General features: G+C 65.3%; 16 protein-coding genes. 5 read left to right on the top strand and 11 right to left on the bottom strand.

The genetic code is table 11. From position 1 onward, the window contains the following. The first annotated feature begins 8 nt into the window (after positions 1-8). From NY78_RS04000 to mnmE, 5 genes are all read left to right on the top strand, one after another. Positions 9-1,007, top strand: a complete 999-nt coding sequence (locus NY78_RS04000) for a glycosyltransferase (RefSeq protein ID WP_043632018.1) — start codon at positions 9-11, stop codon at positions 1,005-1,007. A 107-nt stretch (positions 1,008-1,114) separates the two neighbouring features. Continuing rightward, complete coding sequence (locus tag NY78_RS03995) at positions 1,115-2,608, top strand: multicopper oxidase family protein (RefSeq protein WP_043632015.1); 1,494 nt, start codon at positions 1,115-1,117, stop codon at positions 2,606-2,608. 1 nt (position 2,609) lies between these two features. Next, positions 2,610-3,959, top strand: coding sequence for a TolC family protein (locus tag NY78_RS03990; protein ID WP_047960020.1), 1,350 nt, complete (start codon positions 2,610-2,612; stop codon positions 3,957-3,959). Between the two features lie 139 nt (positions 3,960-4,098). After that, positions 4,099-5,301, top strand: a complete 1,203-nt coding sequence (locus NY78_RS03985) for an aminotransferase-like domain-containing protein (RefSeq protein WP_043632014.1) — start codon at positions 4,099-4,101, stop codon at positions 5,299-5,301. Between the two features lie 9 nt (positions 5,302-5,310). Then, the gene (gene mnmE / locus NY78_RS03980; RefSeq protein ID WP_043632012.1) at positions 5,311-6,702 is read left to right on the top strand and encodes a tRNA uridine-5-carboxymethylaminomethyl(34) synthesis GTPase MnmE; all 1,392 of its coding nucleotides are present in this window, start codon (positions 5,311-5,313) and stop codon (positions 6,700-6,702) included. 155 nt (positions 6,703-6,857) lie between these two features. Here mnmE and NY78_RS03975 read toward each other — a convergent pair whose 3' ends face one another. The 11 genes from NY78_RS03975 to NY78_RS03925 form a co-directional block, all read right to left on the bottom strand. Next, positions 6,858-7,703: a tetratricopeptide repeat protein gene (locus NY78_RS03975; protein WP_043632010.1), complete on the bottom strand. Its 846-nt coding sequence runs from the start codon at positions 7,701-7,703 to the stop codon at positions 6,858-6,860. 131 nt (positions 7,704-7,834) lie between these two features. Then, on the bottom strand, positions 7,835-8,902 hold the full coding sequence (locus tag NY78_RS03970; RefSeq protein ID WP_043632008.1) for an NAD-dependent epimerase/dehydratase family protein: 1,068 nt from the start codon (positions 8,900-8,902) through the stop codon (positions 7,835-7,837). Between the two features lie 396 nt (positions 8,903-9,298). Next, positions 9,299-10,366 carry an NAD-dependent epimerase/dehydratase family protein gene (locus NY78_RS03965; protein WP_043632007.1) on the bottom strand — a complete coding sequence of 356 codons (1,068 nt, stop codon included), beginning with the start codon at positions 10,364-10,366 and terminating at the stop codon, positions 9,299-9,301. Positions 10,367-10,413: 47 nt separating this feature from the next. Next, entirely contained in the window at positions 10,414-11,349 is a 936-nt protein-coding gene (locus tag NY78_RS03960; RefSeq protein WP_043632005.1) for a glycosyltransferase, read from the bottom strand. A 111-nt stretch (positions 11,350-11,460) separates the two neighbouring features. Further along, a complete protein-coding gene (locus tag NY78_RS03955) occupies positions 11,461-12,936 on the bottom strand; it encodes a B12-binding domain-containing radical SAM protein (protein ID WP_043632004.1) in 1,476 nt (491 codons plus the stop codon). A 1-nt stretch (position 12,937) separates the two neighbouring features. Next, positions 12,938-13,966 carry a glycosyltransferase gene (locus NY78_RS03950; RefSeq protein ID WP_043632002.1) on the bottom strand — a complete coding sequence of 343 codons (1,029 nt, stop codon included), beginning with the start codon at positions 13,964-13,966 and terminating at the stop codon, positions 12,938-12,940. Then, complete coding sequence (locus tag NY78_RS03945) at positions 13,963-14,946, bottom strand: glycosyltransferase family 2 protein (RefSeq protein ID WP_047960019.1); 984 nt, start codon at positions 14,944-14,946, stop codon at positions 13,963-13,965. Before NY78_RS03945 ends, NY78_RS03950 begins: the two co-directional genes overlap by 4 nt. Before the next feature lie 22 nt (positions 14,947-14,968). Then, entirely contained in the window at positions 14,969-15,919 is a 951-nt protein-coding gene (locus tag NY78_RS03940; protein ID WP_043632000.1) for a UDP-glucuronic acid decarboxylase family protein, read from the bottom strand. Positions 15,920-16,003: 84 nt separating this feature from the next. Then, entirely contained in the window at positions 16,004-16,861 is an 858-nt protein-coding gene (locus NY78_RS03935) for a 50S ribosomal protein L11 methyltransferase (RefSeq protein WP_043632321.1), read from the bottom strand. A 271-nt stretch (positions 16,862-17,132) separates the two neighbouring features. Beyond that, complete coding sequence (locus NY78_RS03930) at positions 17,133-17,357, bottom strand: hypothetical protein (protein ID WP_231583748.1); 225 nt, start codon at positions 17,355-17,357, stop codon at positions 17,133-17,135. A gap of 190 nt (positions 17,358-17,547) precedes the next feature. Beyond that, entirely contained in the window at positions 17,548-19,866 is a 2,319-nt protein-coding gene (locus tag NY78_RS03925; RefSeq protein ID WP_043631995.1) for a DUF459 domain-containing protein, read from the bottom strand. Positions 19,867-20,136: the final 270 nt, after the last annotated feature.

Below are 20,136 nucleotides of genomic sequence, written 5' to 3'. Positions count from 1 at the left end.
AGGCCTCTTTGGGACGGACCTGTATTTTTCTGCCGCCGCTGCGTTCGGTTTCCGGCGGACTGGTTGTGCTGGCCGAGGCGGCGGCCGGTCTGGCCGCCCTTGGCCACGACGTCCGGCTGGTCCTTCGCGATCCGGCCGCCCCGCCGCTGGCCCTGCCGCCGGGGCTGCCGGTTGTGCCGCTGACCGAAGCGGGCCTTGGCCCGAACGACGTCTACCTTGTGCCCGAGGGCTGGCCCAATGCCCTGGCGCCGGGGTTGGCCGCCGGGGCGCGCTGCGTGGTCTACTGCCAGAATTGGGCCTATCTCTTTAACGGCCTGCCGGACGGCGTGGGCTGGGACCGGCTGCCCGTGTCCTTCCTGGCCGTGTCCGATCCGGTGGCCCGATTCATCGAACAGGCCACCGGGACGCGCCCGCCGGTCCTGCGCCCGGCCATCGACCCGGCCCGGTTTTTCCCGCCCCCGGCCAAGCCGGACCTTGGGCCGGTGCGGGTGGGCTATATGCCGCGCAAAAACAAGGGGCTGGCCGCCATGCTCCGGCACATGGCCGAGGCCCGGTCTGGGCGCACCGGCCTTGTCCTCGACTGGCTGCCCATCGAAAATCTGCCGCCGGACGGCGTGGCCGAGGCGCTTCGCAGCTGCCATGTGTTTCTGGCCACCGGCTTTCCCGAGGGCTGCCCGCTGCCGCCGCTCGAAGCCCTGGCCTGCGGCTGCGTCGTGGCCGGCTTTGCCGGGTTCGGCGGGTTCGATTACATGCGCCAGGCCGGGGACGGCGCGTATGGGCCGTCGGTTGCGCTGCGCGACGTTGCCTGGGGCGGCAATGGTTTTTACGCTGCCGACAATGACGTTTTCGGGGCGAGCGTGTGCCTGGAGCAGGCGTCGCGGCTGTGGCTGGCGGGCGGCGCGGCCTTGGAAGCGGTGCTCGAAAGCGGCCGGCAGACGGCGGCGGCCTATGGGCCTGGGGCACAACGGACGGCCCTGGCCGCAATCTGGGAGGCCCTTCGCCGCTAACCCCCGCGCCTGTTACTTCCGTCCTCCCCCTTGCCTTTTCCCCCGAATTGCTGCTTACCATGGGGGGAAACAATGCTCCGCCGTTGCCCCGGCCGCAAGGAGACACGATGGCAGGCTTTTTCAACCGTTTTCTCCCCTGGCTCGGCCAGGACCAACGCTCCGGGCGTCCCGAAACCGACCCGGCCGAGCATCCCGCCGGCCAATCCGGACGTCGCCGTTTCCTGGCGCTCACCGCCCTGGCCCCGCTTTTTGCCGCTGCCCCGGTCCTGGGCGCAGCCGATCCCCATGCCGGCCACGACGGCCACGGCAATCCGGCCGGGTCCATGCCCGGCGGGCACGGCGGGCATGGCGGCCAGATTTATCCCTGGCGGAATCCCGCCATCGCCCTCACCCCGCCGCCGCGACTGACCGGCAAGGGCGAGGGCGTGGTCATGACGCCCCATGTGCCAAACCTCGGCTATGAACGCGACGGCGAGGTGAAGGTCTTTCGCTTGACCGCCCAGCCGGTCGAACCCCTCCTCCTTAACGGTCCGCCGCCGCCAGGGTCCCTGTGGGACCGCTGGCACAAGGCCAAAGGGGCCATGCACGGCATGGATATCCCCAAGAAAGTGAAGCTCTGGGGATTTAACGGCTCCATGCCCGGCCCGACCATCGAGGTGGTCCAGGGCGATACGGTGCGCGTCATCGTCAAAAACGAGCTGCCCGAACCGACCAGCATCCACTGGCACGGCCTGGAAGTGCCCAACGATCAGGACGGCGTGGGCGGCCTCACCCAACCGCCCATTCCGCCCGGCGCGAGCTACACCTACGAGTTCACCGTGCACCAGATCGGCACGTTCATGTACCATTCGTCATTTAATGAAAAAAAGCAGGTGGGCATGGGCCTGGGCGGCTTTTTCATCATCCACCCCGCCGACGGCACGCGCCGGGTGGACCGCGACTACGCCATCCTGCTCCAGGAGTGGTTCTTCCTGCCCGGCAACGAATACGTGGACGTCACCTCCACCGACCCCAACTGGTTTACCATGAATGGCAAGTCCGCGCCCTCGACCGAGGTGCTGACGGCCGTCGTCGGCCAGACCGTGCGCCTGCGGCTGGCCAACCTGTCCAACATGCACGCCCACCCCATCCATCTGCACGGCGTCACCTGGCGCGTCACCGGCACCGAGGGCGGTCCCATTCCCGAATCGGCCCAGTGGCCCGGCAACACCGTCAATGTCTCGCCCGGAGCCATCCGCGACGTGGAATTCACCTTCACCCACCCCGGCTACTGGCACATGCACTGCCACAAGCTCCATCACGTGGTGAACGCCCATGCCTCGGTGCCCATGGGGGTCATGCCCATGGGCGGCATGACCATGCTTTTTGAAGTGGCCGAGGCCGGACCGGGCCATGGCGGCCACACCCCGCCGGCGCAGGGTCCCCAGGCCGGGCACGGACACGCGCCCCAGACCGCCGCACCCCACGCCGGGCATGGCCAGGATGCTCCGGCCATGGCCGACCCGGACCGGAAACAACCGCCCTCCCCGCCACCCGGCGGCCAGGGCCAGGCAATGCCCGCCTCGCCCCATGCCGGCCACAACCCGTCCGGAGGGAACTGATATGCGCCGCCTCCTTCCCGCTCTGTGCCTGCTGTCCGTGGTTGGCTGCGCCAAGGTGGAGCCGCAAGCCGATTTTGCCAGAATGGCCGCCCTGGTCGCCGCCCGGGAACACGAGCAGCCGTTGTGGCAGCGCACCCCCGCAGACGTGGCCTTCGTGCAACAAGAGGTCGCGGCCATCGTCGCCCGGGGCGTGACCCTGCGCGACGCCGTGCGGCTGGCCCTGATCAATAATCCCGGCGTCCAGGCCCGGTTCGAGGACATCGGCATCGCCCGGGCCGAGGTGGTCCAGGCCGGGCTGCCGCAAAATCCGTCGCTGGCCGTGCTGTTCGGTTTTCCGCTCTTTGCCGGCGGCCCACTGGGCAGCCTGGCCGCCACGGCCATGACCTCGGTTTCCGATCTGGCCGAAATCAAGGACCGCACGGCCAAGGCCCAGGCCGAACTGGAGCGCGACATCCTGCTGGTCGGCCATGAGGCCATGGCCGCCGCCCGGGAAGCCCGCCTCGCCTGGCTGGAACTGGCCTATGCCCGGCGCGGCGCAACCCTGGCCGGGGACGTGGCCGGACAGACCAAAAAACTGGCCGAGGCCGGCAAGCGCTACCGCTCTTTCGGGCTGGCCGACGAGGCCAAGGTGGCCGCCCTGGAAGCGGCCGTGGCCCGGGCCAAGCTGGAAACAGCCGATCTTGCGGCCCGGGAGCAGGTGGCCAAGGCCCGACTGGCCCGGGTCATGGGCCTGCCCGCCGGCCAGGACTTCGCCATCGCCGGCGAGGTTCCGGACAAGGCCCTGCCGCTGCCCGACACGGCCACGGCCGCAGCCTACGCCGAGGCCAACAATCTGACCGTCCAGGCCGCCCGGTTCGCCGAAAAGGCCGCCGCCAGCGGCGTGGCCCTGGAAAACATCCGTTGGCTCAAGGACTTCGAGATCGGGGCCGGCTACGATCTGGACATCGAAAGCAACCGCACTGTCGGTCCCGGGGCCTCGGTGCGCCTGCCCGTTTTCGACCAGAACCAGGCCCACAAGGCCAAGGCGGCCTATCAGGCCCGGCAGGCCGCCCGGCTGGTGGCCCAGGCCCAGGGACAGGCCCGGGAAGAGGCCGTCCGCGCCCTGGAAGACGCCGGGCTGGCCCGGGCCACGGGGCAGGCCCTGGAAACGGGCGTGCTGCCCCCGGCGGCCCGGGCGGCCAAATGGGCCGCCACCTATGCCGGAGCCATGCAGCTCTCCGAGCTGACCGCCCTGGAGGCCTCCCTGGAGCTTTTGCGCGAGCGGCTGCGCCACAACCAGGCCCTGCTCGCCGAACAGGAGGCCTTGGTGCGTCTGGAATATGCCCTTGGCGGGCCAATTCCTCCGGGCTGAGGCGAACCTCTTTCCACCCGCCCGGCCCGACAAAATGCTTTCAACCGGAAACCGTCCGGGGTAGCATGGCGTGACCGGCCGCGTCTGGCGGCCCGTCACGTCGCCAGATCGCGGCCCTCCACATCCAGGAGGTTATGCCGTGCCCGCTTTTGCCAAACGCATGTCCCAGGTGCGCCGTTCGTTTATCCGGGAAATTCTCAAGGTCACCGCCGATCCGTCCATCATTTCCTTTGCCGGCGGCCTGCCCAAGCCCGACCTGTTTCCCACCGGTCCCATAGCCGCGGCCGCAGCCAGCGTATTGGCCGAATCCGGGGCGGCAGCGCTCCAGTATTCCGTATCCGAGGGCGAACCGGGCCTGCGCCAGTGGATTGCCGACCGCTACAAGGCCAAGCGCGGCATGGACATCGATCCGGCCACGGTGCTTATCACCAACGGTTCGCAGCAAAGCCTGGACCTGCTGGGCAAGGTCTTTCTCGACCCGGGCGACGTGGTGGCCGTGGAACTGCCCGGCTACATCGGCGCGATCCAGGCCTTTTCCATGTTCGAACCGGTCTTTGCCGGGGTGCCGCTTGGCCCCGAAGGCCCGGACGTGGAGCGGCTGGTGGACGTGCTGACCCGGCAAAACGCCAAAATGTTTTACGCCGTGCCCAACTTCCAGAACCCGTCCGGTCTGACCTACTCCCTGGCCGCCCGCCGGGCCGTGGCCGAAGCCATGCGCGTGTCCGACGCCGTCTTTGTCGAGGACGACCCCTACGGCGAACTGCGGTTTTTGGGCGACCCCCAACCGCCGGTCTCGGCCTTCATGACCCAGGACCGCTACATGCTCGGCACCTTTTCCAAAATCGCCGCCCCAGGCCTGCGCCTGGGCTGGGTGGTGGCCGATCCCGACAGCCTGCCCAAGCTCGTGACCGCCAAACAGGCTTCTGATCTGCATTGCTCGACGCTGGTCCAGCGCATCCTCATGCGCTACCTGGCCGACAACGACCTCGACGCCCACATCGCCACCATCAAGGCCGCCTACGGCAGCCAGCGCAATCTCATGGTCGAGCGCATCAAGGCCGATTTCCCGGAAGGCGTTACCTGCACCGAACCCGAGGGCGGCATGTTCCTGTGGGTCACCCTGCCGGAAGGCTGCTCGGCCTTTGCCCTGTTTGACCTGTGCATCAAGGAAAAGGTGGCCTTTGTGCCGGGCGAGCCGTTTTTCGTGGACGGCTCGGGCCAGCGCACCATGCGGCTCAACTTCTCCAACGCCGACCCCGAGCGCATCGTCGAAGGCATCGGCCGCATGGGCCGGGCCATCGCCGCCCTGCTTCAAAACCCGGCCTGCGCCGCAGGCAGCTAGGCTGCCGCCATGCGCCTGCCCGCCTCGGACACCATTGCCGCCGTGGCCACCCCGCCGGGCCGCGGCGGCGTCGGTATCGTACGCGTAAGCGGTCCGGCCAGCCGGCCAATCGGCGAGCGTCTGTTTCGGTCCGGCCGGCCGGATTTCGCCGGTCTACAACCCTACCGCCTGCACCACGGCACGTTTTCAACCCCGGCCGGCAAGCTTCTGGATGAAGGCATGGCCGCCTTCATGCCCGGTCCCGGCAGCTATACCGGCGAAGACACGGTGGAACTCTTCTGCCACGGCTCCCCGGCCGTGCTGCGGTCTGTCCTGGAAGCCGTCTATGCCCTGGGAGCCCGGCCGGCCGGCCCCGGAGAATTCACCAAGCGGGCCTACGTAAACGGTCGCCTGGACCTGTCCCAGGCCGAAGCCGTGGCCGAACTCATCGCCGCCCGGGGCGAGGCGCAGGCCGAGCTGGCGCTCACCCGCCTCTCCGGGGCCATGGGCCAGGCCGCCCGGGAACTCGGCGCGGTCCTGGCCGATCTCATGGCCGGCATCTGTCTGGCTGTGGATTTTCCCGAAGAGGAAGTGGAGTGTCTGCCCAAGGCCGCCTTTGCCGAGGGGGTGGCCGCCGTTCTGACCCGCATCGACGCCCTGCTTGAGGCCGGCCGCCGGGCCCGGCCCTACCGCGAGGGGACGACCGTGGCCCTTTTTGGCCGGGTCAATGCCGGCAAATCCAGTCTGTTTAACGCCCTGCTCGGCGCCGACCGGGCCATTGTGGCCGATCTGCCCGGCACCACCCGCGATTACCTGGAAGAATCCCTCGACCTCGACGGCCTGCCCGTACGCCTGACCGACACCGCCGGCCTGCGTTCTACCGAGGATGCCATTGAAAAAATCGGCAAGGAGCGCGGCAAGGCCAAGGCCAGCCGGGCCGAGCTTGGCCTTTATCTGGTGGACGGCTCCGCCCCCTTTGTCCCGGACGCCGAGGCCGAGGCCGTCATCGCGGCGCTGACCCCGGCCAAAGTGCTGGCCGTAATCACCAAGGCCGACCTGCCCCCGGCAGAACCCGCTCCCGCCGCGTTGCTGGCTGCCCGGGGGCTGGCCCAGGTGGCAGTCTCCTCGCGCACCGGTTTCGGCCTGACCGGACTGGTCGCGGCCATGCGGGCCATCCTTACCCGGGACGCCGGCCCGCCCGAACCCGACACCCCGGCCCCAAGCGACCGCGAAGCCGCCGCCCTGACCGCCGCCCGGGCCGAACTGGCCGAACTCCTGGCCGACATCGCCAGGGGCCTGCCCTACGACATCATGGGCGTTCGCCTGGAGACGGCCAGCGCGCTCCTGGCCGACATCACCGGCGAGACCACCCCGGATGCCGTCCTAAACGCCGTGTTCGACCGGTTCTGTATCGGGAAATAAGGTGCGCCCAGGCCGGTAGCCGCCCAGTTTGCCAGCCAACGCCAAGAACCCCTTGAAAAACGTCTTCCTTTGCAGGGGGCCGGGGGGATCATCCCCCCGGCCGCCGGAGGCACGCTTGCGACTTCCGTCCCCATCTCCTTCCTGCCAAAAGGCGGCTACCGCCTTTCAATGCGGTCCTGGATCTCCTGGGCCTCGGTCAGGCTGCCGTCCAAGTCCAGGGCGCGCTGGGCGTAGGCGTAGGCGTCGTCCTTGCGGTTCCATTTGAGGTAGAACTTGGCAATATTGAGAAAGGTCATGGGATGGCCGCCAAAGGTGCGCACCGCGTCGAGATAGAGCGCCTCGGCCTGCTTGAATTCGCCAAGGGCGTCCCAGGCCTCGATGGCCCCGCGCCAGGCCTGTTCGTCCGAGGGCGTGGTCTTGATGGCCAGCATGAACATCTCGGCTGCTTCCGGGAGCAAACCGGCCTCGAAAAAGAGGCTGCCCACTTCGCGCACAATGCCCGGCTCCTCGCCGTAGCTCTCCACCACCCGGCGCAGATAGACCTTGCCCTTGGGGAAACTCTTCTGGGCCAGATGTTCGCGCCCAAGGGCCAGCCACTCGTCGCGCTGGGCCGCCCGCCGCTTTTCCTCCCGGGCGCTTTGGTGCTCTTCGACGTCTTCCATCTTGATGCGAAAAGCCGTGAGCTTTTTGATCAGCAGCGTCTCATCGCCGGCCTTGTAGCGTAAAAAAGGCCCTCCCGAGACGCCGATGCTCTCCAGAAAGGCCACAACACGGGGGTAGCGGCTGAACTCGTCGCACATCTCCACAAACAGCAGATCGACTTCGGACCGGCCCATGCCCAGGGCCGAACTGGTGCCCTTGAGCACCAGGGCATCGTTGGCCGCCTCGATGCACCGATACAAATCGTCGCGCCGCAGGTAGCCCCGGGCGCGACTGATGTTTTCCCGAATGGTGCGGGCATCTGCCAGCATCCGCTGATGATCGACCTTGCGCACCGCCATCCTGCCCGCCTCCATGCTCGTGTCAGGTCATCGAAATCCATGTCGGTCAAAAATGAGGCCCGCAGTTTCCAAGAGCACGAAGCGTTACAACATGACGCTCGTTTTCCGGGAGCGCCGTACTCCCCCCGTTGTTACAGGGCGGAAAGCGTGCGCAGGCTTGTCTCGTTTTCGCGGACCCAATGAAAAAGATCCTGCAGGATCGTTTCCGCACTGCGCTTGGGCTTCCAACCGTAATCTTCCGTCACCCGCCGGTTGTCGCCCATATAAATAGCCAGATCGGCCGGCCGGTTGACCGGGTCACTGCGGATTTCAATGGTGTTGCCCGTCAGCTCCTGGCAAAGCCGCGTGGTTTCCAGCAGCGACAGGCTCGTGTCTCTTCCGCCGCCGACATTGTACACCTTGCCGCGGGCTTTCTCAAGGTCTGACAGCTGGATATCCAGCAGATCGAACAGATCGTCGATGTGCAGCAGATCGCGCACCTGCTTGCCCAGACCGCCAAAACCGATATACGACAGCGATTTCTTGAAATAGTGGGCCTGGACCCACAAGGAAAACACACCCTGGTCGACCTTGCCGAACTGCCACGGCCCGGCAATGACGCCGCAGCGGTTGATCACGCTGCGCACGCCGTACATGGCTTCGTATTCCCGCAGCACGAATTCCGAGCAGAGCTTGGTGGCCCCGTACATGGACTTCGGCCCGTTGAGATCGAAGTCGATGTCCACGCCCGCTTCGGACCAGCCGCGCGGCCCCTGGCCGGACTCCCAGACAAACCGCGACGCTTCTTCCCGTACCCCGATGGCATTGATGGGATCGTAGGGATAGACCCGGCTGGTGGACAGAAACACCACGTCGGCGGCGTTTTTGCGGGCCACTTCCAGACAGTTGATGGTGCCGGTCAGATTGGTGTTGATGAGATACTTGGGCGAGCCGCCAAAGCCGGCCAGCACCGACGGCTCGGCCGAACACTCGAGGAGCACGTCGATCTTGTCGGCCAGTTCCAGGTCTTCCAGGTTGCGGATGTCCCCATGCACAAACCGGATGCCGGCCGCAACCAGACGCGGTACGTTGAATTCCGACCCGCGCCGCTTCAAGTTGTCCAGCACGATCACGGAGCGTTCCGGATATTTCTTCTTGAAGGCCATAGCCAGATTGCTGCCGACAAACCCGGCCCCGCCGGTCACAAGCATGGTCTGCATACAGGACTCCTGTGGGAGACGAGGCGAAGACCTGGGGGAGGGAACCCTTTTTTGCAAAAAAGGGTTCCCTCCCCCAGACCCCCGCCTTCCCCAAAAATTCTTAACGGGGGGATACGTCGATCACCGCTGGTTGATCAACTGAAATGGCGGGGCGGCGACCGCTTCGGTCGCCGCCCCGCCAAAGGAGGGAGTCTGCGGGCACTCCCCGGATGCCTCCGGCGGCCAAAGGGCAGTGCCCTTTGGAATCCCTCCTGGAAGGCAAGGGATTCGCGGGGCAACTCCGATCATTGTAACGCGCTCCCCTTGACAACTTTTCCCATCAAGGGGTCCGGGGGGATTATCCCGCCCGCCGCCGGAGGCATCTTCTCTTCTCTACTATTTCTATGCAACTCTACATTACGCCGTTTCCATGACATCTTTTTGGACGTCATAGATTTCCTGGAGGATGGTCGGCACGGTATAGGCCATCTTCCAGTCGGGGTAGTGCTCTTCGAACTTTTTGAGCCCGCTGATCCACCAGATGTGGTCGCCGATGCGGTTGTCGTCCTGATATTCGTAGTTGAGCTTTTTGCCCGAGATTTCCTCGCACATGCGGATGGCTTCGATCATGGAGCAATTGGAATAGCGGCCGCCGCCCATGTTGTAGACTTCGCCCACGCGCGGCTTTTCGAAGTAGTGCCACAGGCTGTTGACCAGATCGTGGGAGTGGATGTTGTCGCGGACCTGCTTGCCCTTGTAGCCGTAGATGAAATACTTTTTGCCGGAGATGCAGCAACGCATGAGATAGGACAAAAAGCCGTGCAGGCGCGTGCCGGAGTGGGACGGGCCGGTCAGACAGCCGCCGCGGAAAACGCCGGTATTGAGGCCGAAATAGCGGCCGTATTCCTGGACCAGCACGTCGGCGGCCACTTTGGATGCGCCAAAGAGGCTGTGCTTGGTGTGGTCGATGGACATGGTCTCGTCGATGCCGTCGTTATAGATATGGGACGGATCGATTTCCCAGCGGGTTTCCAGTTCCACCAGGGGCAGGTAGTTGGGCGTGTCGCCGTAGACCTTGTTGGTGGAGGTGAAGATGAAGACCGCCTCGGGGCAATTCTGGCGGTAGTTTTCGAGCATCACCAGGGTGCCGTTGGCATTGACGGTGAAGTCCATGTAGGGGTCGGAGGCGGCCCAATCATGGGAGGGCTGGGCGGCGCAGTGGATGACGGCTTTGACGTCTTTGCCGTAGCGGCCGTAGATCTTGGCGATGCCGTCGTGGTCGCGGATGTCGGCGTCGTAGTGGGTGTAGTTTTTATGGGCGGCTTCCAGACGCTGCTTGTTCCACTCGGTGGAGGCGTCTTCGCCGAAAAAGGTTTTGCGGAAGTTGTTGTCGATGCCGACAACGTCAAAGCCCTTATCACAGAAAAATTTCACGGTCTCGGAACCGATCAGGCCGGCCGAGCCGGTAACAATGGCGACTGCCACGGGGATCTACTCCTGTTGGCGGGTTGGGTGCGAGTTTCGAGGGCGGCTTACGCGCTTGGGGCCTGGCGTGTTCTTCTGGCCAGAAACAGTGCGCCCACGAGGAAACGCAGGAAATACATGCCGAAGGCCTTGCCCGGATGGGTTATGAGCCTTCGGTAGCGGCCTTGTTCAATAAAGACGCCAAAAAACCGGTAGACCGCACCGTATTGGCGGGCAATATCCGGGTCTTCCCTGGTCCATTTGGCGATGTAGGCCTCGGCGCTGCCTGTGTAATACGTCTTCTTTTTCAGGTAGCGGCCGAGGTGGAAAGCGGCTTCGTTGTGAAATAAAAGCGGCACGTCCAGCCCGCTGCGGTCCTCGAAGCCGGTCAGCGCATCGAGAAATCCGTCCCTGGGCAGGTTGGAGACATAGGCATCCACCGCGTCGAAATCGTAGCGCGACAGGAGCCCGATGGTTCCAATGCCTTTGAGCTTTTTATCCAGGTCCCAGTCCTCCGGGCCGGTCAGGGAGGCGTCGAAGCCGCCGACGGCGGCAAAAGCATCCTTGGCAATGATGCGCACACCGTCGATGACGGTGCCGTCGTAGAAGCTGCGTTCAAAGCGGCGAACCGACGGAAAATAATCCGCGCCCAGAACAATTTCGGGAATATGCAGGGCCACGTGGCCGGCGGCGTCGAGCAACTCCACGCAGCGGCGGATCACGGTCCGCGACAGGATCATGTCCGCGTCAAGAAACATGACATAGTCGCCCGTGGCCACGTCGAGCATGCCGTAGTTGCGCTGGACCGAGCGTTCCGGTCCCTTGTCGAAGACCAGATCGGTATACTGCCTGGCAATGGCCTTGGTGTCGTCGTCGGAGCCGTTGTCCACGACAATGATTTCCAGGTCTTGGCTGGGAAAATCCTGGGCCGCCACCGAGGCCAGACAGTGGCCGATGTTGGCGGCTTCATTTTTCGTGGTAACGACCACGGAGACACGCGCCATGACTAGCGGCCGCCTGCCGGACGAAGGCAACGGGAGGGAGGGCAGCGGCCAGGGCCGGCGAAAGCGGTGGGCATGGTGGTCATGGCAATATGCAGACGGCTTGTTGCGGGCTTATTTGCAGTCGCAACCCTTGGCGCGGCTTTTGTTGAGCAGATGGCCCAGCAGCTTGGAAGCGGCCCGGGCCAGGAATTTTATGTCGTCGATGTCCCGGATGCTCATGATTTTGCGGACGATAAACGCCGGCGACAAGGCGGCTTTATACAACTCATCTTTAAATTGCAACACGTCGGCATTGGAGATCGGACTTTTCCAGACCGACATGCGCATGTCGTAGTCGTCCCAGTTCTCGGTGGTCAACCAGCCGTTTTGCCTGGCTTCTTCAAAGAGCGGCGTGCCGGGATAGGGCACGACGATGGTGGCTTGCAGGGTATTGAGCAGGCCGCGGGAAAAAAGCGACTTGGCAAAATCGACCGTGCGCCGGGCGTCCTCGCGCGACTCCCAGGGATAGCCGACCATGGTGGTGATATGCGGCTCAAGGCCGGCCTTTTTGGCCATGCGCATGGTCTCCTCGATCTGGGAGACCTGGATGCCCTTTTTAAGCCTATTGAGCGTGTCCTGGGACATGGATTCCAGGCCGATCAGGATGAAGCGGAAATTGGCCTTTTTCAGGAGATTCCACTGGGCCTGGGTCAACTCGCCAACACGCATGTTGCAGCCGAGCACGACCTTTTTATGCAGGCCCTTGCTGATCAGCAGGTTGCAGAATTCTTCCAGCCAGGCCCCGCGCGGAAAGCAGCCCGAGTCGTCGAAAATCTCGCGCACGCCAAGCTCGTTGACCAGATGCTCGATCTCGGCCACGTGCCGGGCCGGGGAGACCGTGCGGTAGGTCTTGCCCGGAAACAGCGTGGTCCAGCTGCAAAAGGTGCACCGGCCCCACCAGCAGTCGCGGCCGGCCATGACATAGGTGCCGGGCGTGTACTTGAAGTTGCCGTTTTTATAGGCGTAGCGTTCCCATTTGGTCAGCTTGCGGTCGATATACGGCAGCTCGTCGAGGTTGTGGGTGAGGCTCCCCACGCCGCCGTCGATGATTGCGTCGCCCTCGCGCCGCCACACGCCGGCCGGCATCTCGGCCAGCGTGCCGGCCAGATGATCGGCCAGATCGGCCAGGATGAAATCGAAGTCGCCGCCGCAGATGACGAAGTCCACCGGGGAATTTTCCATGGATTCGCGCGGCAGGGCAGTCACGTGGTCGCCCATGAGCACCACGCGGGTCTTTGGCAGGGCCTTTTTGAGCTCGGCCACGATCTTCCAGTGGCGCGTGACCACCGGGGTCTTGGTCTCCAGGGCGATGAGGTCCGGGGCCTTGGCGATGAGTTCGCGCATGAAGTCGTCGTAGCGCTTCTCATCGGCGATGCCGTCGTCAAAAGAGACGTCGTGGCCGCGCGCGGCCAAGAGGCTCGCGGCGTAGGCCGGCACCATGGGATAGATGTAGGTGGGGTTGGTGAACCACTGGAACTGGCGATTTTGCGTTAAAAGCGGCGTTCCCTTGTCCGAGGAAAGCGGCGGATAGGCCACGGAAATTTTCATATTACCTGCCAAGAGAGCTGGTCAGCGTTTTGCGGGTGAGGCCATAGAGGAAACGCAGGCCGTACCAGAGGTGGGTCAGGGCCACGTAGGGGATGGCGGCCAGGGCCACGGCCGGGGATTCCTGGCGCATGAGCCGGAGTTCGAGAAAAACGGCCAGGAGAAACAGGCCGTAGGCGCCAAAGCCCAGGCTCAAAAGCGTCCCCAGGATCGGGGCGGGCGAGGCGCCGTCGGCTACATAGAAGAAGCCGTAGGCCAGGGCCACGGCCAGAAAGAGCACCCAGGCGGCCGGGGCGAAATAACAGGGGCGGCGTGAGGTTTCGGGATGCACCCGCACGAAATGGCCCCGGTGCAGGCCATAGTTGCCGACCTGGCGCAGATGCTTGGCCAGTCCCGGGCGGCGGTGGTGCCAGACGAAAAGCTCGGGCAGATAGAGGATGCGGCCGCCCTTTTTGTGGACGAGGTCCAGGCAGAACTTGGTGTCCTCGCCGGGCCAGCAGGCGGTATCGAAGCCGCCCACGGCAAAAAAGGCGTCCCGGCGCACGATCAGATTGACCGTCGGCCAGTCGTCGACAAACCGGCGCGGCGGCGTTGGCCGGTAACGTTCGGGAAAGCCGGTCAGGCGGCTTAAGAAGACCGCGCCTGACGCCCTGGCCCAGAACGGGTCGTCGGGCGGAGTCTCGGCCGGACCGCCTACGGCCGAGACCTCGGGCGAGGCTTCGAACACGGCCCGGGCCACGGACAGCCAGCCCCGGTCGGGATAGGCGTCGTCGTCAATAAAGGCCAGATAGGTTCCCAGGGCCGAGACCGACCCCAGATCGCGTTTGACGGCCGGCGACACCGGCCCGGAGGCCAGAGCCCGCACCCGGGGATCGGCGGTCAGGGCCGCCACGTCCATGGCGTCGTCGGCGACGAGAATGATCTCGAAATCCGTCTCGGCCAGAGCCAGCAAGTGGGGCAGGCTCTCTTGCAGGTAGGGACCAGGGGCCTTGAACGGAATGATGATGGAAAAAAGCGGCGCGTCAAAGCTCACTGCGTCTCGTCCCAGGTTCCGGCGCGGGAGCGCACGATATAGAGGGGCCGGTTGACCACCTCGGTGTGGATATGGCCGATGTAGAGCGACATCATGCCCAGGGCGCACAGGACAATGCCGATCAAAAGCGTGTTGAAGACCGTGAAAAAGGCCAGGGCCGTAATATTGGCCCCGAGAAACCAGTTACTGAGGACCATAAGTCCCAGCACCGGCACGGTGACGGTCATGATCAAAAGGCCCAGGTAGCCGGCCAGGCGCAGCGGCACGAGGGAAAAGGAGGTGAAGCTGTTGATGGCCAGATCAAAGAGCTTTTTGACGGAATAGGCCGGCTCGCCCTGGCTGCGGGCCGGGGCGCAAAAAGAGATGTAGGTCTTTTTGTAGCCCATCCAGTCGATCAGGCCGCGAAACATCCGCGAGCCCTCGGTGAATTTGGACAGCGTCTCCACGACCTTGCGGTCGAGCAGGCGGAAATCTGTGGAATTGGGCGGCAGATCGAGGTCGGTAAACCGGCTCATGAACCAGTAAAAGGTCCTGGAGCCGAGCTTTTTGACCAGGGAGTAGTCCGCGACCTTTTCGCGGATGGTGGCCACGATGTCGTAGCCCTCCTCCCACTTGGCCAGCAGGTCCGGGATGATTTCCGGCGGATGCTGCAAATCGGCGTCGAGACAGACCACGGCATCGGCCCCGATGGCGTGCTCGACTCCGGCGGTAAGGGCCATTTCCTTGCCGAAATTGCGGGAAAACATCAGGCCCTTGAAACGCGGGTCCGCAGCGGAAAGCTCCTCGACGATCCCCCAGGAGCCGTCGCGGCTGCCGTCGTCGACCAGGATGCAGTCCCATTCGTAGGCCGTGGCGTCCATGACGGCCGTGATGCTGTCGCGCAGGGCATAGAGTCCCTGGCCCTCGTTATACACGGGAACCACAAGGGATATTTTGCCGCCCCGCCCGGAGGCGGAGCGGCTGTGCTCGTCATGCGTCATGAAAGGGTCCGCCGGCGGCAGCTTACTGCTGGCGCAGGAATTGGTCGAAGTACTCAATGGTCTTTTTCAGCCCCTCAGCCAGGGCCACCTTGGGTTCCCAGCCGAGCTTGGCCTTGGCCAGGGTGATGTCCGGACGGCGCTGCTTGGGGTCGTCGGTCGGCAGGGGCCGGTACTCGATGACCGACTTGGAGCCGGTGTACTCGATGACCAGCTTGGCCAGTTCGAGGATGGTGAACTCGCCCGGGTTGCCGGTGTTGACCGGGCCGGTGAAGTCGTCCGGCGTATCCATGAGGCGGATGAAGGCCTCAATGAGGTCGTCGACGTAGCAGAACGAACGGGTCTGCTGGCCCTGGCCGTACACGGTCAGCGGCTCGCCGCGAAGGGCCTGGATGATGAAGTTGGAGACCACCCGGCCGTCGTTGGGGTGCATCCGGGGTCCGTAGGTATTGAAAATACGGGCCACCTTGATGCGCAGGTTGTGCTGGCGGCGGTAGTCGAAGAAAAGGGTCTCGGCGCAGCGCTTGCCTTCGTCGTAGCAGGAGCGGAAGCCGATGGTGTTGACGTTGCCCCAATAGGATTCCGGCTGGGGGTGCACCGACGGGTCGCCGTAGACCTCGGAAGTCGAGGCCTGCATGATCTTGGCCCGCAACCGCTTGGCCAGGCCGAGCATGTTGATGGCCCCATGCACGCTGGTCTTGGTGGTCTGGACCGGATCGTGCTGGTAGTGGATGGGCGAAGCCGGGCAGGCCAGATTGTAGATCTCGTCGACTTCCACATAAAGCGGGAAGGTGACGTCGTGACGCAGCAGCTCGAAATGCGGATTATCGAGGAGATGCAGGACGTTTTGCTTGGCCCCGGTGAAATAGTTGTCCAGGCAGAGAACGTCGCAACCCCGGTCGAGCAGGCGTTCGCACAGGTGCGAGCCGAGGAAGCCGGCGCCGCCGGTGACGAGAACACGTTTTTTCAGGTGCATGGCTTGTGCCTTGAAGACGGTTTGAGGTGGTTAGATTACAAACGTGGAAAGCGCCTCAATAGACCCGTTTGCAGCGAATGTAAATCATCGCCAGACAAGCGACGCCCATTCCCCGGACACCCGGCGCTCCGGCTCGGGCAGCCCGACGGCGCGGTAGGCGGCGGTCACGTCGTCGGCCTGGGTTTCCAGGATGCCGGACAGGACCAGCATCCCGCCCTCGGCCACATGGGAGACAATGCGCGGGGCCATGGCCACAAGCGGCGCGGCCAGGATATTGGCCACGACCACTTCGTAGCGGCTGTCCTCGGCCAGACAGCCCACCCCGCCAACGGCCAGGGTCATGCCGTCGGCCACGCCGTTTAACCGGACGTTGTCGGCGGCGCACCACACGGCCTGGGGGTCGATGTCGACGCCAAGGCCGGTCAGGCCCAGACGGCACAGGCCGATGCCGAGGATGCCGGAACCGGTGCCCAGATCGAGAAAACGCATGGCCGGGGTGAGCCAGCCGGCCTGGTGGGCCGTGGCAAAGGCCTCCAGGCACAGGGCCGTGGTCGGATGGTGGCCGGTGCCGAAGGCCATCTTGGGTTCGATCAGGATGGGCCGGCGATCCCCGGTGTCGTGGTCGGCCATCCAGGGCGGCAGGATCTCATAGACGCCGCCGACCTCGATGGGCGTAAAAAAGGCCATCCAGGCCGCGCCCCAGTCCTCTTCCTCAATGGTGGACACCGCTATGGGCAACTCCGGCCAGTCCCGGGCCGCCTCCTCGGCAAACTCCCGGGCCGGGGGCGCGTCTTCCAGGTGGACGCGAAAACGCACGCTCGCGCCGTCTGCGGCCGTGTCCTCTTCCCAACCCTGGGCCGCCCGGTCCGAGAGCCAGGCTTCCACCCGTTCGGCCAGCTCGCCGCTGGCCGCCGTCATATCAACTCGAAGCAATTTGCGCACGGTCACTCCCTCAAAAAAACAAAACAGGAGCATCGCCCCTGTCTTTGAACCGTCAGAAAAAAAAATTCCATTCCAGTGCCGAGGCAACGGCAAACGCCCAGGCGGCTGCGGCGCGGTGGCCCACGCTGCGCCCAAGTGGCAGCCGGCGTCAACCGGTTCCTGTCCCGGGCAAGGCCCGGCCAGGGAGCGAGACGCCTGTGCCCTTCCCACACGGCCGACGGCCGGCTGACGTCGCCCCGGTCCCCGCCTGTGGCGGACCGGGCCGGCCGCACTAGCCCTTGGCGTCGGTCAGGGAGCCGATGCCCGAGGTGTAGGCCCCGAGCACGTCTTTGGAAAGCTGATAGGTCTGGCTCATGTCCTTGGACGTCGCAGTGGCCGAAGGCCCTGTCTCGGTATTCATGGCATCCAAGGTCTTGCTGACAACAGCCGCGCCCACTGTCTGCTTGTCGATGGGAGCGGATTCGCCGATAGCTGACGTGGCACTGATATTGTTCATATTGTCCAACGTTTTGGCTACAATTGCATAGGAAGCCGCACTACCCATCCCATTGCCGTAGGAGTTGCCCATCTCGCCCTCCCGGGACGGGTTCGCTAACTGAAAGCAGCCTAGCCAGGGCCGAATCAACCGTCTTCTTCGTTGCATCTACCCATGCCGCGCATCCCGGTCAAGGGCAGGGAGCCGCGCCCTACCGGGCGGCCATGGCGGCCAGGCCCACCGGCAACTGCACAATCTGGCCGATCTGCAGCCGGACCGGATTGAGCCCGGCGTTTTCAGCCAGAATACGCTGGGCGCTCAAGCCGTACAGCCGCGCCAGTTCCCAGATGGTGTCCCCCTCGGAGATGACGTGCTGGCGCGCCGGGGCGTGGGCCGGACCGACGGCCGGGACAGGCTGCGCCTGCGCCGGCGCACCCTCGGACACGGCCGGGGCCGGGGTCGCGGCAGCCGGCTTCTTCGGCGCGCCCGAGGCCGCCACAGCAGCCAGGGACGACGGCACCCGCAACAACTGGCCTTCGCGCAGATGCAGGGGATCGACGCCGGGATTGGCCGCAGCCAGGGCCTCGACGCTCAGGTCAAAGCGACGGGCGATGCTCCACAGGGAGTCGCCGGCCGAGACCGGGAAAACCAGCAGTTCCGAAGTGGTAATCGGGCCATCAGCCGGCACGGTGACGAGCTGGCCCACCTTGAGGCGGACCGGATCAACCTCGCCGTTAAGCGCAATGAGGGATTCCAGGGACACGCCGAAGCGGCGCGACAAGGCCCACAAGGTGTCGCCCGGGGCCACGGGATACAGGCCCGCGTCGCTGATCGCACGCGCCTCGCCGGAAGCCGGGGCGGTCGCCGGACGCCGGGCCTCGGCCCGGGCGTTTTCCGGCACGGCCAGCACCTGGCCGGGCTTTAAATGCAGGGGATCGAGCCCGGCGTTGAGCCGGGTCAGATCATCCGTCCCCACACCCAGACGCCGGGCAATGGTCCAGAAGTTGTCGCCGTCGGCCACCACGTAGCCGGCCGTGGACCCGCCTGCCGCCTCGGCATGGGGCTTGCCCGCGGCCGCCGGGCGGACGGCGGCCTGGGAGGTGACCGGCAGGGCCAGTCCCTGGCCGATGCGCAGCCGGGTCGGATCGACGCCGGGATTGGCCTCGGTCAGCGCCGCCACGCTCACGCCGTACTGGCGGGCGACGGACCAGAAGTTGTCGCCGTCGGCCACGGTATGGGCCCGGGCCACGGACGGGGCCGGGCTGGACGGCGTGGACGGTCGCTGCATGGCCTGGGCCACGACCAGGGCGTCCACCCCGGCCGGCGCAGCCAGACGCTGGCCAATGGACAGACGCCGGGGATCGATGCCGGGGTTGGCCGCAACCAGGGCGTCAGCCGACACGCCCAGCCGCTTGGCCACGGACCACAGGGTGTCGCCGTCGGCCACCGTATAGGCCAAAGCAGACGAAGCCGGGGCAGCGGCCACAGAGGCCGGCTGGCCGGAGGCGACGACGGCCTGGGCCTTGGCAGCGGACGGGGCTGCCGGCGACGGGGCCGGCTGTTCAACAATTTTCGGGGCGGCCGCCGCCAACACCGGCTTGGCCGGACTCTGGGGCGCGACCGGGGCCGCAGCCTTGGCAACGGCGGGAGCCGGCGCGGTAATCGGAGCCGGGGCCAGGGTCGGGACGGCCGGACGGCCCAGATCAGCCACGTGGATCGGGGTCTGGGCGGCGCGGGCCACCGGGGTGATGTCGCGATTGTCGATGGCGGCCAACAGCGGTCCCCGGGGCAGGCCTGCAGGCGCGGCAATGGTTTCGATCAGGCGGGCGGCCAGCAGGCGCGAACCGGCTCCGGAGATGTGCACCCCGTCGTCGGCCCGAAGCTTCACCACTGCGCCGGAGGCGGTCCTGGCCACCGGGGCATAGGCTCCCCGGGCGTCGGCCAACACGTCGCGCACGTCAATATAGGTGCAATCCGGCAGACTGGCGGCAGTGCCGGCCAGGACGGCGTTGACCTTGTCCATGGAGGCGTTGAAGGCCGCGTCGCCCATAACCGGCACGCCGATCAGATAGACGGCGGCGGACGGGTTTTGCGACCGGGCAATGCTGTGCAGCCGGGCCAGGCGCTTGGCGTACTGCGCTTCCCAGGCCTTGGAGCCAAAGGCTGCGCTGCGCCCTTCGCCGGTCGGCAGAGGCTTGTCGTCGTTGGCGCCGAGCATGATCAGGACCACGTCGGGATGATGGCTGGCCACCTGGGCGGTCAACTGGGCGTCCCAGTCGAAAAAGGCCGGATTGGCCAGCCCGCTCGACACCTTGCCCAGGTAGGCAAAACGTGCCGAGGATTGGCCGGCAAAAGCGGTTTCGAGCTGCTTGCCGAGTCCGATGGACAACGAATCGCCCACGAGCAGGATGCGTTTGACGGCCGGGGCTGCCGGATCGACCTTGGCCGCGCCCGCAACGGGCAGACCGGGAGGAAGGATCAGGGAGACCATCATGACGGCCAGGAGGAGGACCTGACTCGGGTTTCGCATAATCGACACCTCATCGCCGTCCCGACCCGCCGCGCCACGACCCCCATCGTGCGCCAACGCCCCGGACACAGCATGATAATGTAAGAAACGCGACCCTGGATGGTATGAGATTCTCAAACAGCAGACGTCCCTAAACGTCTCGTCCGGTCCTGTGCCCAAGCCTCCCAAAGACTCGTTCCCCAACGATTTTGGGCACTTACCATTGAACGAAACCGCCGATGCTGCGTTCCCATCCTGGGTTTCCACCATAGCAGAACGGGAATACGCTTA

It is taken from the genome of Desulfovibrio sp. TomC (assembly GCF_000801335.2).
GTDB lineage: Bacteria > Desulfobacterota > Desulfovibrionia > Desulfovibrionales > Desulfovibrionaceae > Solidesulfovibrio.
The sequence above is the reverse complement of the archived record's forward strand: the minus strand, read 5'-3'. Positions and strand labels throughout refer to the sequence as shown.

Bases quoted from the DNA above. Each gene is read 5' to 3' on its own strand.
- NY78_RS03995 (WP_043632015.1), top strand. From the start codon at position 1,115: ATGGCAGGCTTTTTCAACCGTTTTCTCCCCTGGCTCGGCCAGGACCAA.
- NY78_RS03990 (WP_047960020.1), top strand. From the start codon at position 2,610: ATGCGCCGCCTCCTTCCCGCTCTGTGCCTGCTGTCCGTGGTTGGCTGC.
- mnmE (WP_043632012.1), top strand. From the start codon at position 5,311: ATGCGCCTGCCCGCCTCGGACACCATTGCCGCCGTGGCCACCCCGCCG.
- NY78_RS03975 (WP_043632010.1), bottom strand. From the start codon at position 7,703: ATGGCGGTGCGCAAGGTCGATCATCAGCGGATGCTGGCAGATGCCCGC.
- NY78_RS03970 (WP_043632008.1), bottom strand. From the start codon at position 8,902: ATGCAGACCATGCTTGTGACCGGCGGGGCCGGGTTTGTCGGCAGCAAT.
- NY78_RS03960 (WP_043632005.1), bottom strand. From the start codon at position 11,349: ATGGCGCGTGTCTCCGTGGTCGTTACCACGAAAAATGAAGCCGCCAAC.
- NY78_RS03955 (WP_043632004.1), bottom strand. From the start codon at position 12,936: ATGAAAATTTCCGTGGCCTATCCGCCGCTTTCCTCGGACAAGGGAACG.
- NY78_RS03945 (WP_047960019.1), bottom strand. From the start codon at position 14,946: ATGACGCATGACGAGCACAGCCGCTCCGCCTCCGGGCGGGGCGGCAAA.
- NY78_RS03940 (WP_043632000.1), bottom strand. From the start codon at position 15,919: ATGCACCTGAAAAAACGTGTTCTCGTCACCGGCGGCGCCGGCTTCCTC.
- NY78_RS03930 (WP_231583748.1), bottom strand. From the start codon at position 17,357: ATGAACAATATCAGTGCCACGTCAGCTATCGGCGAATCCGCTCCCATC.
- NY78_RS03925 (WP_043631995.1), bottom strand. From the start codon at position 19,866: ATGCGAAACCCGAGTCAGGTCCTCCTCCTGGCCGTCATGATGGTCTCC.